Genomic DNA, 15271 nt, shown 5'->3' with positions numbered 1-15271 from the left:
ATGATCCTGAAGAAATTATTAATTTACTTGGCCGATGATGATGAGACGGACCGCATGTTGTTTCTAGAGGCTTTTAATAATAGTATTTCAGAAATCGAAGTGGTTAGTTTTGATAATGGGGTAACTTTAATGGATAATCTTTTAAATGAAACCAAACCACTTCCTCATGCCATATATTTAGATTTAAATATGCCCTTAATGAATGGTATTGAGTGTTTAAATGATATTAAAAATGAAATAAAACTTCAAGACATTCCTATTTTTATTTACTCCAATACTATTGATAGTTCTATGAGTGATGAATTGCAAAAACAAGGGGCAAATCTATATTTAGTGAAACCTAATTCTTTCGATAAACTGGTATCCATACTTTCTAAAAGTTTGGATTATTTACAGGCTTATCTTAAAAAAGAAACAGTACACGATGAATTTATTATAGATGATTAATTAAATAATTTCTAAAGCTATTAAATAGGCAATATTTATTAATTGGCATTATACACTTCTTTGTGATAAAAACAAACCATGTTCCTATGCTTTTAACCCGTATCGAAACAGCATGCGCTCCAGAATCTGCATTACTTTATTATCAATTCTCCTTCGTACTCGCCAAGAATTAAGGGGGAGTTTTTCTAATTATTATGTGTATACAAAAATAGTGATTAATCTAAAACGAAAGAATTCTACTTTTTTGACACCTGTAACAGTCAATTGTTTACGAATCTCTTTGAGGATTTTAGAGGGTATTTTCATTATTTTGTGCTACAATCGTAAGTGCTACAATGCAGTACACAAATTAATTGACCACAATTGATGACAACAAATTAAATTTTGCTCGCCCGCAGTGAATGCTGTTTTGGCGAAAAAGGTTTTACTTTGATTACTATAGCCTTCTAACGAAGCAGGAGAACTGCAATGCATTTAAATAAATTGTAAATAACCCCATTGCGATCCTTCACAATGGTGAGTATTTCCTTAGAAGCCTTAGGTACCGTTTCAATTGTTTGTTTTCTGAATTGTTTTATTTATTAATAAAAACAAATCTTACAAGATCTAACATGTGTTTATAATAAGATTTTATCATCGTGAGCAAAAGCATCTTCCAGAGATATCTGATAACCATAAGTCGTTTCGTCCTAGACTTAAACATACTATTGAAGAACATTTACGGAAAATTGGATTGATAGCCAACGTTTTACATCTTACTACTTTTATGGCGATTTTTTTGATACCAAGTTGGGAATCAAGGTTGGTAAAACAATAGAATTGGCAGGTGATAAAATTGATGAAATCAAAATTTCAAATGCATTAAAATCAAGTTTAGGAATAAATTTAGAATTACCCCAACTCTCTTTATAAGATTTAATCGAACAAAATCTTTTATTCTGTAAATTAATTGAAATGTTTAAATATAAACCATTTCCAGCTATAGATATGGATGCCTTAATGGTATTAAATCCACAATAATTTTCATTTTCGAAATGGTTAAACGCAATGGAAAAAAAAAGTAATTTATGTAAAACCCAAAAAGAGTATTTTATAAAATACACTTTAATTATTACTGAATCCAGTTTAGAAGTGCATTTCTAAATGTTTAAACAAATCTTTTATGTTCCTTCCGAAATCTTATGTCTGTAAACACAGCGTAAAAAGTAAGCCTATTTGAGCTATAAAACCATATTTTATAGCTCAAGCTAAGGATATGCTATATTAGATCCCCGTAACTCTAATCTATAATATTTTTTTTTATAAAAGTTGAATCTTAGAGAACTTCTCTTTTTCAGAGAGGTTCAAGACTTTTGTAATGAAGCGCTTTTATCGAAATGAAGCTTTCTGCGAAATGTAGTGGAAATGGGCTGAGTGGTATTTTATCTATAACTCTCTTTTAGAATTTGGATCACCCCAAATCATCTATAACTTAACTACGCGTGGATCCGATGCTGTTTTTATAGTGTTCCGTTAGATAACCGTAAAGTAAAAACAGCATTGAGCGGTTTCGAAATTACAATTAGTATTTCACTTTAAAACACCTTTATTTCCAAAAGTGAGATTACTAATTAGCTAATGCATGGATCACGATATGAATACAGTTTTAAATTTTCAAGGTCTCTTAAATTTTTCCTTTTTCCTTATGAAGGTATTTCACAACTTTTATAGTATTCTATAAATAAGCTAATTTTACCACACGATATTTTCATAAAGCAGTACATACTAAATACTGTATGTTACAACAAAGTAAACAACAAGACAGTAGTATTAACTCTAGTTCATTGTGAGTCAATCTAAAAACCTTTAAAGCAGACATGAGTAAAGAAAAATCTATTTGCCGATACAGTAATTTAAATTCTAGAGTTTATGTAGCTCATATATTACAATAAAGGGCTTTAATGGAAAAGTTATATTAAAATTTAATTAATAAAAAAGGGCACGAAAACAAATTCCGTACCCAATCAAAAACTAAACAAACATAAATGAAAATTTTATTAATATAATCTAATCGTGCAGGCCTTTACTCCTTAAATAATCTAATAATTCATCTGGCCTATCAGTCATTATAGCATTCGATCCATTTTCTATTAACCATCCCCATGACGCGTCGGGACCTTCCAAAAGTGCTAATTCATCAGTATATCCTGCTGTTAGAGCGTCCCATAAAGGAATAGTTAAAACTGTAACATTCAAGCTATTTAATTCTTTAATTAATTTAAATTTTTTGGAATCCACTGATTCAAAAGTGACTTCATATGCAAAGGGTTTTAACTTTTCATTGTAATCATTTACATATTTTGAAGGATCATCAACATTATCAATTACTATTGGCATATAAATAATCGAATCCATAATAGCCCCAAACTTTTTATACATTGTTTGAACTGTCGCTCTCCCCTTAAAAATTGCTTGATTAACAGTCCCGGTTACTTTAAGAATTTCATAAGCCTCTTTAACCGTTTCACCTTCAACTTTATCTAGGTTAATCATAATTTTATCTTTAGCAAGCAACATGGCTTCTTTAAGAGTTGGGATTTGTTGTCTTGATCCTCTCACTCCACATGAATTTTTTAAGCGAAAGGTTTGTAATTCCGATAAAGTAAAATTAGAAACCTTACCTTTTCCTGTCGTTGTTCTATCAATAGTGTCATCATGCATCAATACTAAATGACCGTCTTTACTTAATCTTACATCTATTTCAACGATATCAATTCCTAAATCAATACATCGTTGAATAGCCATTAAACTATTTTCTGGTGCATAATTCCATGCTCCTCGATGAGAAACAGCTAAAATTTTATCTTTTACAGGATTCTTAAATTGATGTAAAATTGAATCTGACTTGGTTCTTAATGGTGTTGTGGATTGAGAAAAACCAAGGGAGAAAATATGTAAAAATAAGACTATTGTTATATTTTTTAACTTTATTATTTTTATCATTTTATTTAAATATTAATCGTGTAACCCTTTATCTCTAAGATATTCTAACAATAAAGCAGGTCTATCAGTCTGAATCATATCAATGTTGTTATTAACAAACCAGTCATATACTGAAGAATCCAGTGCTGCTTTTTCATCGTCATGACCTCCATTATGTTGTGACCAAAGAGAATTAACCCAAACACCTGCTCCCTTTTCTCTTATACTTTTAAACCTATCAATTATTGATATTGTATCCTGAGGTACAGTAAACTCAAAAGCTATCGGTATCTCCAATTCTAAATATTCATCAATAGTTTTATCGGCATCAGAATCAGACAACCTAACTATCGGCATAAAGAACACTTGGTCTAAATATTCCCCAAACTCTTTTTCTACTTCCGATTTTGATTTATTCCCTTTAATCACAACTTGATTTAAAGTTTGTGTTTTCTTTGCTATCTCAAAACATTGATCAAAAATTTCGTAACTTTTGTCTAAGTTGACAAGTATTTTACCTTTACAAAGTAAAAGCGCTTCTTCTAAAGTTGGTATTTTATGTTCGGTAGGAACACTTAATCCATCTAACAACTTTAAGGCTCTAAGACTATCTAGTGTCCATTCATTTACATACCCCTTGCCATTAGTTGTTCTGTCTATAGATGTATCGTGCATTAATACCAATTGACCATCTTTGGTTTTTCTTACATCGATCTCTACCATATCTACGCCCATGTCAATACAATTTTGAATGGCCTGCAAAGAATTTTCAGGAGCATTTCTCCAGTCACCACGATGTGCAACCACCATAATTTCATTATTGTGAGAATCTTCTAAATTATTTATTAATTTTTTAATTCTACTTGTATCGCTTATGACTGTTTTTCCTGTTATCTCGTTATCTTTCGATAAAGTACTATCATTCTTCTTACAAGAGAATGATAGTACTACTATAGATAGTAATCCTATTATTTTTAATTTCATTAGTTTTAGCATTTTTTTTTAATATCCTGGATTTTGTTCTAGAGCATTATCCGTTGCTATTTGACTTGCAGGTAATGGCATTAGGAGTAAATCATTGTTTGAAATTCCTAAAACTTCTTGCGTTCTACCCTGACGTTTTAAATCGAACCATCTGTGGCCTTCCCAAACTAGTTCTAAACGGCGTTGTAAATCGATAGCCTGAAACACACTGTTATGATCAGTTGCTCCTGTATATTCCATTATAGAAGCACGATTATTAATTTGATTTAAATATTGAATAGCTTGATCTGGATTCCCTAATTCATTTTCTATTTCTGCTAACATTAATATTACATCAGCGTAACGCAAAACTATCCAATCACTTTCTGCGTCGCCTACAACAGTAGTTGGAATTGTAATCTTTCTATTATAGGCAATACCTGATTCTAAAACGCCCACATAGGTACCTTTTCTCAAGTCATTATCACTATAAAGCTTATAGAAACTAGGCTTTAGAACACCATGCCCTTTTGTTCCTGTCATGTTCCCTTCGACTCTCCCTGTAGGGTTAAACATTCTGTATGCATCCGTACCTTCACTATTCCCATTTACACCAGAAGAAAACTGCACAGCAAAAATAATTTCACTATTAAGTTCATTATCTGAAGCAAATACCTCTGCTATAGGAACTAAATCATGAATACCAGAATTAACTACCGAATGTAATATTGATTTTGCTTCAGCATAATTTCCAAGTGTCAATTCTACTTTTCCCAATAAAGCTTGTCCTGCAGTTTTTACAACTCGTATTTTGTTAGACTCATTTCTAATAGGTAACAAGTCTATAGCAGTAATTAAATCTAATTTGATTTGGTCATAAATTTCAGTTTCCGATGTTCGGGTTTGTCCAAAATATTCCTGAGGATTACTTACTTCTTCAGTAACTAATGGCACATCGCCATAGATTCTAACTAAATTAAAATAGAATAAAGACCTAAGGAATAACATTTCTCCAATACGTGAATTTTTCGTATCTTCATTACTATACTCTATACTCTCTATCCTATTTAACACGATATTTGCACGTTGAATACCGATATAAGAATGGTTCCAAATATTGGCAATGATCGAGTTTTGGGCTATCACATTATACAAATCTAACTGACCATAATTACCTCCATCATTTGCAGGAGTTTCATCATAAGAATCTTCTCCTGGTATTTCACCTATTGAAGGCATACCAATGTCATAATTACCACTAAATTGTAAGGCTGCAAATGTGGCGTTAATAGCTTCTTCAAGTTCAGCCTCGTTTGTATAAAATCCATCTGCAACTTTGTTCGTATTAGGCTCCTGTACCAATTCATTTTCGCATGAAAATATTAGTACAATTATCGTAAATATTGAAAATATAATCTTTTTCATTATAATATTTTTTATGAATAATTTTATAAAGAGATTTTTAATCCAACTAAATAAGTTTTAGCAACGGGGTAGTTAGATCCTGTATTATAACCAGAAGTTAAAATATTTGAAGATGTTCCATCAGGATTCCAACCTCTATATTTCGTTTTAGTAAAAACATTATTACCTGACATATAAACTTGTAATGATTTCAATTTAATTTTTTCAAGAAAATCACTTGTGAAATTATATGCTAATCGGATATCTCTTAACCTTATATAATCTCCATTATTTTCTTCAACAACTACTGATGAATTAAGTAGTTTCCTTGAATTTGAAAAATTACCAAAGTTAGGTTGCCCTAGATATCCTTCTGGATTACTTACTGGATGGTATCTATTTTCAAAGTAATAGGTGGTAGGAACAGCAAAACCTTCTCCTGATTCTGTTAATGAAGACATATCTCCATCCATCAAAGTTCTTCCTGAAACACCTACAAAATTAAGACTAAAATCAAAACCCTTATAGGTTACATTCGTCCCAAATCCATAAACAAAATCAGGTGTATAAGTTCCTTTTGAAATTTTATCACTATCATTTATCACTCCGTCATTATTAATATCTTTAACTCTGTAATCACCAGTTAACGTTCCGTCTAAATGAGGGGAATTATTTATTTCTTCTTGAGTTTTGAACACACCATCAACCTGATAACCATATATTTCAGCTATTGAACCTCCAACTTTAGTAATAAAAAGTTGATTGGTACCTGTAGCTATTTGATCTTGACCAGGGCCTAATTCAAGGACTTTATTATTATAAGTAGTTAAATTAGCATTAAAGCCCAAACCAACTTCCCCTATCAGTAAATTATTAAGACCTACTTCAAATTCGAATCCTTTATTTTCCATTTCACCAATATTTGCCAAAACATTAGTATAGCCCGTTTGTTGAGGCACTGGCACCTCTAATAAAAGATCATTTGTATTTGTTTTATAATAAGCAGCACTTAAATTCAACTTATGAAACAATTCTAATTCGAACCCGTAGTTATACGAAGAAGCTATTTCCCATCCAAGGTCAGGATTTGGAGATGAAGTTGTAATATACCCAGGTGCTAAAGCTCCTTGTTGAACATAATTAGACTCCGTTACAAGTGCTTGCGAACCATAATTACCTATTTGATTATTTCCAGTTTTACCCCAACTTGCAGAAACTTTACCGAATGTTACAAATCCTTTAAAAGGAAAGAAATTTTCATTAGTAAAAATCCAACCTCCAGAAATTGAAGGAAAGTTACCCCAACGATTATTACTACCAAATCTTGAAGAACCGTCACGCCTAATTGCTGCCGAGAATAAGTATTTTGAATTATAATCATATTGTAAACGCGTAAAATAAGACTCTAGTGTCCATATACCAAGATCATAATTAGAAGTATGCGCACTTGCTCCTGCAATACTTTGAATATTATTATCTGCAAACCCTGTCCCATTTACAACAGTAGAACTAATCCTTTCTTTTTGAAAAGTATGTCCTGCTAAAATATCGATATGATGATTTTTGAACTTTGCATCATAATTTAAAGTATTCTCTATTATATAATTAATACGAGTCGTTTTCTCTTGAGAACTGTTAGCATCAGATCGTGGAGCAGGTGTTCTATAAGAACCAACATCTGATGGGTAATAATAATTGCGGATATAATTATCATAATCACCTCCAATCGAAAGTTTATATTCCAAGTTTTTTACTAACTCAATTCCCACAAACATATTCCCAAAAGATCTAAATTGGGTTCTATTATCCTTAATTTTTGTATTTGTAGCCAATAAATTTTCAACAGGAGTTCCATTTATTCTTACGCCTTCTATTTCCCTCTGTTCATTAATAATTTGGTCGCTAATATTTATTGTCCCATCAGCATTGTAAACAGAATAATATGGCAAACTAAGAGGAACCAATCCTATTGCTCCAGAACTGCGACTTCCCTGATCTGATGCGTTCTGATCCGTATAAGAAACTTTTAAATTTGTTCCCAGTTTAATTTTAGTAGTTAATTGAGATTCTAAATTAACGGCAACTGAATATCTCTCCAAATCACTTCCTAGAACGATCCCATCTTGCTTAAAATAACCTACCGAATTATAAAAACGAGTTTTATCATTCCCTCCTGACGCCGATAAATTGTAATTTGAAATTGGTGCTGCTCGAAAAGCAATATCCATCCAATCTGTATTGGTTAAACCTTCCTCTCCGTCTAGATAAGGTTGTAAGAAATCTAAATACAATTCTCTACCATCAATCCCTTGACCATTAATTGTTTTAGTAACACGAACTGAATTAGGATCAGATTCACTTCTATTTGTAGGATCTTTCGAAACATATCCCCAATTTCTAGCTTCTGTTATAAATTGAGCAAACTGATAAGCATCTACTAATTCTACACCTGAAGATTGCTCTTGCATTCCTCCATAAGTATCAAATGTTATTACTGTACCCGCATTCCTCTTACCCATCTTTGTGGTTACTAAAATCACTCCATTTGCGGCTCTAGAACCGTAAATAGATGCAGATGCAGCATCTTTTAAAACATTAATATTCTCTATATCATTAGGATTTATACTGTTTAACGAACTTCCCTCTGATAAAGGAAAACCATCAACTACTATAAGTGGATTTGTACCCGCTGTAAGGGTACCAATCCCTCTAATTACGATTTGAGAATCTGCACCTGGTTGCCCATTAGATTGATTTATTACAACACCTGACATCTTACCTGCAATTTGACCTTCAAAAGAAGATGATGCGACTTTAGCTAACTCCTCTTCCTTTATTTGACCAACTGCTCCTATATTTTTTGCACGGGATTGTTCACCATAACCAATTACTAAAATTTCATCCAATGCATTGTTGTCGGATTCTAGTGTAATCGTTACATTTAAATTTCCATCAAGTCTTATAATTTTTGTTATGTAACCAACATAGGAAACTTCTAATTCTGGAGTTTCTGTAGAAGAATTCAGTGTAAACTTTCCATCGAAATCCGTGTAAACCCCATTTAAAGTCCCCTTTTCAAGGACATTTGCTCCTGGTAAAGGTATTCCATTCACATCTTGTACGACTCCATTTATTACGGATTGAGACCCCCCCCTTTCTGATTTAAAATTTGAATTTGGTCGTATTAATATGGAATTATCTTTAAATTGATACTCTAGTTCTGCTCTATTTGAGATGTCTATTAATACCTCTTTTAAAGTCAAGTTATTATAGTTAATATTAAACTCTTTTTTGTATTCTATGATCTGTTCCCCTAAACTAAAGCTGTAAGGTGTTTGGTTTTCAAGTTCTTCAAATAATTTATTTAGTGTGATGTTAGATGAAATTACCTTAACAGATATACTGCTAAAGTCCTTGTTAATTGTATTTGCTAAGACAGGAGGTGTAGCCACCATTACTAAACAAAAACAAAATACTGCGAAAAAATTTGTAATTTTGTAATTCATATTTAGGTGTTGTAATTTTCAAATGTTTATTTCAATACTTTTTACGTTAAACTCGTCGTTGCTCTAACAACTTCGAGTTTTTTTTATTCTGTGATTTCTATTTCATATTCTTTAATTTTAAATTTTACGTTAGTTATGTATTTTAACTGATTTATTAAACTTTGTATAGTAGTATGCGTATCTATTGTTAGCGTCACTAATTTTTCTTTTAAAGTGTCATTCTCAAAAGATACTCTGTATCCGAATCTGCTTTTTATAATTTGAGCCAACTCAATAAGTTTTCTGTTCTTAATTTTAATTTCCTTATCGTACCAAGACACAGAATTAAAATGGGTGTCTTTTAGTAAATTATTAGATGTAAAATTGAAGGTTGCGCGGTCTGTAGGATTTAGTATTTCTGATAAATTATTTTCGGATTTTACAGAAACTTTTCCTGTCATGACATGTACTGCAATAGTCTCTGTAGTTATGTTAATAGTAAAAGAAGTACCTAGAACTTGAGTAGATAATTTTGGATGATTGACTTGGAAAGGCTTTGTTGTATCTCTTTTAATTTTAAAAAACGCATTACCTTTTTTTAGCTCAACCTCTCTGTAATTGTCATTAAAATCACTTGGATATTCAAGTATTGAGTTTGGACCTAAAATAATTTTAGATCCATCTTTTAATAGTAAACTATCTAAGGTTTGTGTGGTAGCAAAAACATGTTGCTTTGGAGTAAAATCTAGGAATGTAAACAATCCTATAATTAATAATATACTTGCCGCAATAGAAATAGTAAAGTACTTCCGATTGATTTTGCTTTGTGGATTGATCTTATAATTAATATCACTTTTAAGTCGTGCTTTTAATAATTCTTTATTTCCTAGTGTATTACTATCCCAATCTAATGTTTTGCTTTTAGAATCGAAAAAATTATCCAACACTGTGTTTTCGGCAATTGTGGATGTATCATTTAAATAGCGATCTAATAAATCTTGGAAGAAGTTTGTGTTTCTATTTTTCATTTAAGTTTCTCTTTCATAGATAAGAGTCTCAAATGATAATTTATACTAAGTTTTAAAGTTAAGGAAACATCACTGAAATGTTAAGTAATTATATATTATAAAAAATTGATATTAGTAATGCCAATTCCGCTGTATTACCTTGCGAATTAAAATGGTTTCTTAATTGAATTAAAGCCGAAGACAATTGATTTCTAACCGTTTGAGTAGATATATTTAAAGTTTCTGAAATTTCGTTTGGAGACATATTTTGATACTTGTTCATGATTAAAATTTCTCTTCTTTTTTCAGGAAGCTCTTCTATTCCTTTTTTAAGTATTTCAAAAATTTCAGGATTAGAGTCTTCTAAATTTTCATAAATAAAATCTTCAAGTTCCTCAGCCAGTTCAACTAAACTGTTACTTTTCTTTTTATAAAGTTGAAAAAAGTTATATTTAACACTTTGAAAAAGATAGCTTTTCAAATTAACAATATTGTGTTCTCTTCTTTTTTCCCATAGCATAACAAATAAATCTTGAATTATTTCATAGGCAGTCTCTTTGTCCTTTGTTAAGCTATAAGCATACATATATAAGCTATCCCAATAGGCATTGTATAACTGATCAAAAGCACTATAATCGCCTTTTTTAATACTATTTAATAAATATTTATCTGAATTTTGAATCAATTTTGAATCTGTTAAATTTTTAGTAAAATTATATAACAGAATTCATAATAAATAAACTTGTTCGTTAACAAATTATGATTAAATATATGTAGTTTATAATTTGCCAAAATACCTATCCCAATTTACCTTTATAAAAACTTTCGATGTTAACGTAATAATTAGTATTCTATAAGTAAACCAATTTTGCCACTCGATAATTTCCTTTTTATAAGCGATATTTTCATAATGTGGTACATTTGTACTACATATTTAATAAATGCGGTACATATGAGTTACCAAATATAAATAATAAAGGAATTATAAAGAGAACATTATTTTACATAACACACTAACTATCAGTAAAAAGACACCAAAACAAACTATAAGAAACGTAATTTACTTCCCGATACAATATCTTAAAACCTAATGTTTATAAGGGTTTACAAAGATTACTTAGTACAAATTTGGTACATAAAAGATAAAATTAGTAGTTACAATAATTTCTAGATGAGTTAATAAAAAATATAGTAAGCGTTCAAAAATGGAACTTTTGAACGCTTTATTTTTTTCTTGATTTATTTATGTAATATTGAGCCTTATCTTCTATTTGAGAAATAGATTGACTTTTATTCTGAAGTAACCAGGTATCGATTTCAGATTTTTCAAAAAACAAAGTTTTTCCATTTGGTTTTGAAAATGGGATTACATTGTTATGTACAAGCTTATAGATATATGAGCGCTTGTAACCTGTGTAGTTTATTAAATCTTCTACATTAAAAATTGTCTTGTTTAAACCAACTATTAATCTTTCTAATTGATCTAACCTTTCAAAAATTGAATCTCTTTTCATTGCTTTCTTTTTATGGATTAACGAAAGCAAAGTAAAGGTAAAAGAACAATGACAATCAAGATGTTACATGTAATTGTAACGGTTTTTCACTCCTTTGTCATGTTATTAATTTCAAAAAATGACAATATTAGGTCCTTATGTAATGGTTCTTTTTGCTGACTTCCATTTCTAACTACATTATAATTAAATTCATTACCATTTGAATCTTTGAAAAAAGTCACAAATTCCTTTAAAGTTACTGTGTTAGTGTTTTTCTTTATCTGAAAATGAAAGAAATAAAGTGATGGTCCGTTAAGATTTACCCCTAACTCTTTCTCATTAATTTGTTTTTGAAAGTCTATAAAAGAGAGTTCTTTGTGTATAATTCCGGCATTTAAAAAACCTGAATAAACTCTTTTCATTAATTCAAGTGAGAATAATTTCGCGGCATTTGGAAATTTTAAAGGTTGTTTATCTAAACTTATTGAGGAAGTTTGATTAGCAGAAATATTAGAATCTAAACTATTTTCATTATGTTTTTCTGTTTTTACGGAATTAGAGACATTAAAATTATCTGTCTGATTTTGTTTTTTTTTATGAAAAATAACTGCAAAAAATAATACACTGTATACAAGACGGTGTAAAAAACATTCCTTATTTTTAGACCTAACATAAGGAGTTGCTCTTTTGTTAGCTGCTAATTTTTTTTCATAAAATCTCAGCATACAAAATCGCAACTATACAAACATGTAACGTTATAAAAATTAATAAACTTATGAAATCATTTATTAGTAGTATTTGTGTTCTTATACTTTTAACTATTTCTTGTTCTGAAGGAGATGATATTGACCCAAATACGGTCGATTTTGAACACACTCAAACCATTGAATCGTCTGTTCTTAGTTACAATAGTTTATTAAATACGATTTACAAAGATGACATTCAAGAGAAGCAAATTAATAATTTATTAACAGCAACATACCTCTATAGGGTCAGCTTAAAAACAAGTTCCGAGAAATATTTGAGTTCGATAATCGGATTACAATTTGATTTAAATGATGTTGAATATGGTATTGCTAAATCTTTATCAGGAGAAAGCAGATTTGATGACAGTTTTAAAATGGATAAAGTATTAGCGAGCAATTATACGCAATTATTGTGGACAGAGATTTATTCCAAAATGCAAAAAAAGCAACTGTTTATTAAAAGCAATACAGAATCTGAAGTCGTTTTATGGTTTTCCTCAAACCATGAAATTAATAAACTAAATTATTACATAGAAGATAAAACATCAATCGATTTAAATATGATAATGTATCAGGTGAACCCACAAGAAGACGTGTTTAAGGTTGGTAAAGTTACAAATGAAACTTTTGATACTGAATATTCTTGGGTTGAAATTGATAACCAAAGATGGACAACAACAGATTATTTAGTTAATAATAAAGCTAAGGTTGTTTTATTTGATGAAGAACCACCCAAAAGCAATTATGATGGTGAAATAGTTCTATGGGAAGAACTTTTGCAACAAATTCCTGACGGATGGCATTTACCTTCGGTTGAAGAATGGGAGGTACTACTAAATAGAAATTCAAACACTTCACCCACTAGAGGAAATCATTTAATATGGGAATTTAATGGAGTGAATACATATGGCATGTCTTTAAATTTTTCGGGAACAACTGTATATCCATTTAACAACACAGGAGATAAAGCTTTTTATTTAACTTCATCAAAGAATGAATCTGGAGTATTATTAGCTTTGTATATATATGAATCTGGAGGTGTGGGATATGGACCTGTAGCTTACGACGACGGACTTATAAATGAAATAAGAGGTGGACATATCCGTTTCGTTCAAAATGTAAATTAAATTTAACCAATCTTTTCCTAACAAGACATTATCGCTAAGATAGAGCTTAAGCAAACAATTATAAGGTGCTAAAAAAGATCATTCACTCATCTCTAGCTTACCTATTTTCTGAATAATTACATTACCTAGAGATATCATCGAGGATAACATTCTTTCGTCCCTTGTGAAATAATTACTTAAACCTATTTCCCGATACAAAAATTAGCAAATATATTCCCTAACAACTCATCATTCGTAACTTGACCAGTAATGACTCCAAAATGATACAAAGCCTCACGGATATCTATTGCCATTAAATCACTAGACAAATCCGTATCTAAACCGTGTTGAACTTTTTGGATCTCTTCGAAAGCTTTTAGTAAAGCATCGTAATGTCTGGTGTTAGTTACAATCGTTTCATTATTTCTTAAAGCTCCTGTATTTACAAAATCTAAAAGTTTTGATTTTAAGCCCTCTACCCCTAAACCTGTTTTTGCAGATAGCAAATGTAAATCTGGAAGCTCTTCTTTTAAATGTAAAATAGCAGTTTCATTTAGCTGGTCCACTTTATTTACAATAATCACTATCGGTTTTAATGGATATTTATTTTTAACTTTTTCAATTTCAATTTTAAAGACATGAATTTTTGTTTCGGAATCTAATTTCGTTCCGTCGGCTAAAAACACTACAACTTGAGATTGTTCAATCTTTTCGAAAGTTTTCTTGATACCTAAACCTTCAACTACATCTGTAGTTTCACGGATACCAGCCGTATCTATAAAACGGAATCCGATACCACCAATACTTAATTCATCTTCTATAGTATCCCGAGTCGTACCTGCAATTTCACTTACAATAGCGCGTTCCTCATTTAATAAGGCATTCAATAAGGTCGATTTTCCAACATTGGGTTCTCCAACGATAGCTACTGGAATTCCGTTTTTAATCACATTTCCAACCGCAAACGAATCAATTAATCGTTTCAACACAAACGTAATTCGTGTTATTAGTTCTCTAAATTGAGTACGATCGGCAAAAGCCACATCTTCTTCTGCAAAGTCTAATTCTAATTCTATTAAAGAGGCAAAATTTAGAAGCTCTTCGCGAAGTTTTGCAATTTCCGAAGAGAATCCGCCACGCATTTGTTGCATTGCGATTTGGTGAGAAGCTTCATTATCACTCGAAATTAAATCGGCTACAGCTTCTGCCTGACTTAAATCTAATTTTCCGTTTAAAAAAGCGCGTAAGGTAAACTCACCCGCATCTGCCATACGGCACCCTTTTCGAAGAAATAACTGAATAATTTCTTGCTGAATATATTGCGAACCATGACAAGAAATCTCTATAACATCTTCTCCGGTATACGATTTCGGATTTTTAAAAACAGACACCAAAACCTCATCGATAACACGAGGCCCGTCCATAACATGTCCTAAATGAATGGTGTGTGTCGCCTGTTCGCCTAATGTTTTTCCACTTACCGATTTAAAAGCATCACTCGCCAAACGTATAGCATCTTTACCAGACAATCGGATAACAGCAATAGCACCTGCACCCGAAGGCGTCGCTAAAGCAATAATTGTATCGTTATAATTCATACTGCAAAAGTAATCATATTCATTAATAATATAAGGGTATAGACTTATCTAAATCTTAACA

Annotated in this window: 11 protein-coding genes; 2 read left to right on the top strand and 9 right to left on the bottom strand. The window is 30.9% G+C overall.

All coding sequences use genetic code 11. The features are described from left to right. Positions 1 to 447, top strand: a complete 447-nt coding sequence (locus tag AC0UBM_RS01365) for a response regulator (protein WP_475687335.1) — start codon at positions 1 to 3, stop codon at positions 445 to 447. Between the two features lie 2046 nt (positions 448 to 2493). Here the strand turns inward: AC0UBM_RS01365 and AC0UBM_RS01360 are convergent. The 8 genes from AC0UBM_RS01360 to AC0UBM_RS01325 form a co-directional block, all read right to left on the bottom strand. Beyond that, positions 2494 to 3429, bottom strand: a complete 936-nt coding sequence (locus AC0UBM_RS01360) for a glycerophosphodiester phosphodiesterase family protein (protein ID WP_475687334.1) — start codon at positions 3427 to 3429, stop codon at positions 2494 to 2496. A 12-nt stretch (positions 3430 to 3441) separates the two neighbouring features. Beyond that, the gene (locus AC0UBM_RS01355; protein WP_475687333.1) at positions 3442 to 4392 is read right to left on the bottom strand and encodes a glycerophosphodiester phosphodiesterase family protein; all 951 of its coding nucleotides are present in this window, start codon (positions 4390 to 4392) and stop codon (positions 3442 to 3444) included. Between the two features lie 18 nt (positions 4393 to 4410). Further along, positions 4411 to 5796, bottom strand: coding sequence for a RagB/SusD family nutrient uptake outer membrane protein (locus tag AC0UBM_RS01350; protein ID WP_475687332.1), 1386 nt, complete (start codon positions 5794 to 5796; stop codon positions 4411 to 4413). Between the two features lie 23 nt (positions 5797 to 5819). Beyond that, complete coding sequence (locus AC0UBM_RS01345) at positions 5820 to 9230, bottom strand: SusC/RagA family TonB-linked outer membrane protein (protein ID WP_475687893.1); 3411 nt, start codon at positions 9228 to 9230, stop codon at positions 5820 to 5822. A 134-nt stretch (positions 9231 to 9364) separates the two neighbouring features. Next, positions 9365 to 10288 (bottom strand): FecR family protein, encoded by a 924-nt coding sequence (locus tag AC0UBM_RS01340; RefSeq protein ID WP_475687331.1) that lies wholly within the window; start codon positions 10286 to 10288, stop codon positions 9365 to 9367. 88 nt (positions 10289 to 10376) lie between these two features. Continuing rightward, the gene (locus tag AC0UBM_RS01335; protein WP_475687330.1) at positions 10377 to 10952 is read right to left on the bottom strand and encodes an RNA polymerase sigma factor; all 576 of its coding nucleotides are present in this window, start codon (positions 10950 to 10952) and stop codon (positions 10377 to 10379) included. A gap of 538 nt (positions 10953 to 11490) precedes the next feature. After that, positions 11491 to 11781: a helix-turn-helix transcriptional regulator gene (locus AC0UBM_RS01330; protein WP_475687329.1), complete on the bottom strand. Its 291-nt coding sequence runs from the start codon at positions 11779 to 11781 to the stop codon at positions 11491 to 11493. 86 nt (positions 11782 to 11867) lie between these two features. After that, positions 11868 to 12485, bottom strand: coding sequence for a hypothetical protein (locus AC0UBM_RS01325; RefSeq protein WP_475687328.1), 618 nt, complete (start codon positions 12483 to 12485; stop codon positions 11868 to 11870). A 50-nt stretch (positions 12486 to 12535) separates the two neighbouring features. Here AC0UBM_RS01325 and AC0UBM_RS01320 point away from each other — a divergent pair, with 50 nt between their 5' ends. Then, on the top strand, positions 12536 to 13633 hold the full coding sequence (locus AC0UBM_RS01320; RefSeq protein WP_475687327.1) for a fibrobacter succinogenes major paralogous domain-containing protein: 1098 nt from the start codon (positions 12536 to 12538) through the stop codon (positions 13631 to 13633). 182 nt (positions 13634 to 13815) lie between these two features. On the opposite strand, the gene mnmE is transcribed toward AC0UBM_RS01320, so the two are convergent. Next, positions 13816 to 15210, bottom strand: a complete 1395-nt coding sequence (mnmE, locus tag AC0UBM_RS01315) for a tRNA uridine-5-carboxymethylaminomethyl(34) synthesis GTPase MnmE (protein WP_475687326.1) — start codon at positions 15208 to 15210, stop codon at positions 13816 to 13818. Positions 15211 to 15271 lie beyond the last annotated feature (61 nt).

It is taken from the genome of Formosa sp. F44 (genome assembly GCF_056238645.1).
The sequence above is the reverse complement of the archived record's forward strand: the minus strand, read 5'-3'. Positions and strand labels throughout refer to the sequence as shown.

Excerpts from the sequence above, each read along its gene's own strand:
- AC0UBM_RS01365 (WP_475687335.1), top strand. The coding sequence starts at position 1 with ATGATCCTGAAGAAATTATTAATTTACTTGGCCGATGATGATGAGACG.
- AC0UBM_RS01340 (WP_475687331.1), bottom strand. The coding sequence starts at position 10,288 with ATGAAAAATAGAAACACAAACTTCTTCCAAGATTTATTAGATCGCTAT.
- mnmE (WP_475687326.1), bottom strand. The coding sequence starts at position 15,210 with ATGAATTATAACGATACAATTATTGCTTTAGCGACGCCTTCGGGTGCA.
- AC0UBM_RS01360 (WP_475687334.1), bottom strand. The coding sequence starts at position 3,429 with ATGATAAAAATAATAAAGTTAAAAAATATAACAATAGTCTTATTTTTA.
- AC0UBM_RS01325 (WP_475687328.1), bottom strand. The coding sequence starts at position 12,485 with ATGCTGAGATTTTATGAAAAAAAATTAGCAGCTAACAAAAGAGCAACT.
- AC0UBM_RS01355 (WP_475687333.1), bottom strand. The coding sequence starts at position 4,392 with ATGAAATTAAAAATAATAGGATTACTATCTATAGTAGTACTATCATTC.
- AC0UBM_RS01320 (WP_475687327.1), top strand. The coding sequence starts at position 12,536 with ATGAAATCATTTATTAGTAGTATTTGTGTTCTTATACTTTTAACTATT.
- AC0UBM_RS01350 (WP_475687332.1), bottom strand. The coding sequence starts at position 5,796 with ATGAAAAAGATTATATTTTCAATATTTACGATAATTGTACTAATATTT.
- AC0UBM_RS01345 (WP_475687893.1), bottom strand. The coding sequence starts at position 9,230 with ATGGTGGCTACACCTCCTGTCTTAGCAAATACAATTAACAAGGACTTT.
- AC0UBM_RS01330 (WP_475687329.1), bottom strand. The coding sequence starts at position 11,781 with ATGAAAAGAGATTCAATTTTTGAAAGGTTAGATCAATTAGAAAGATTA.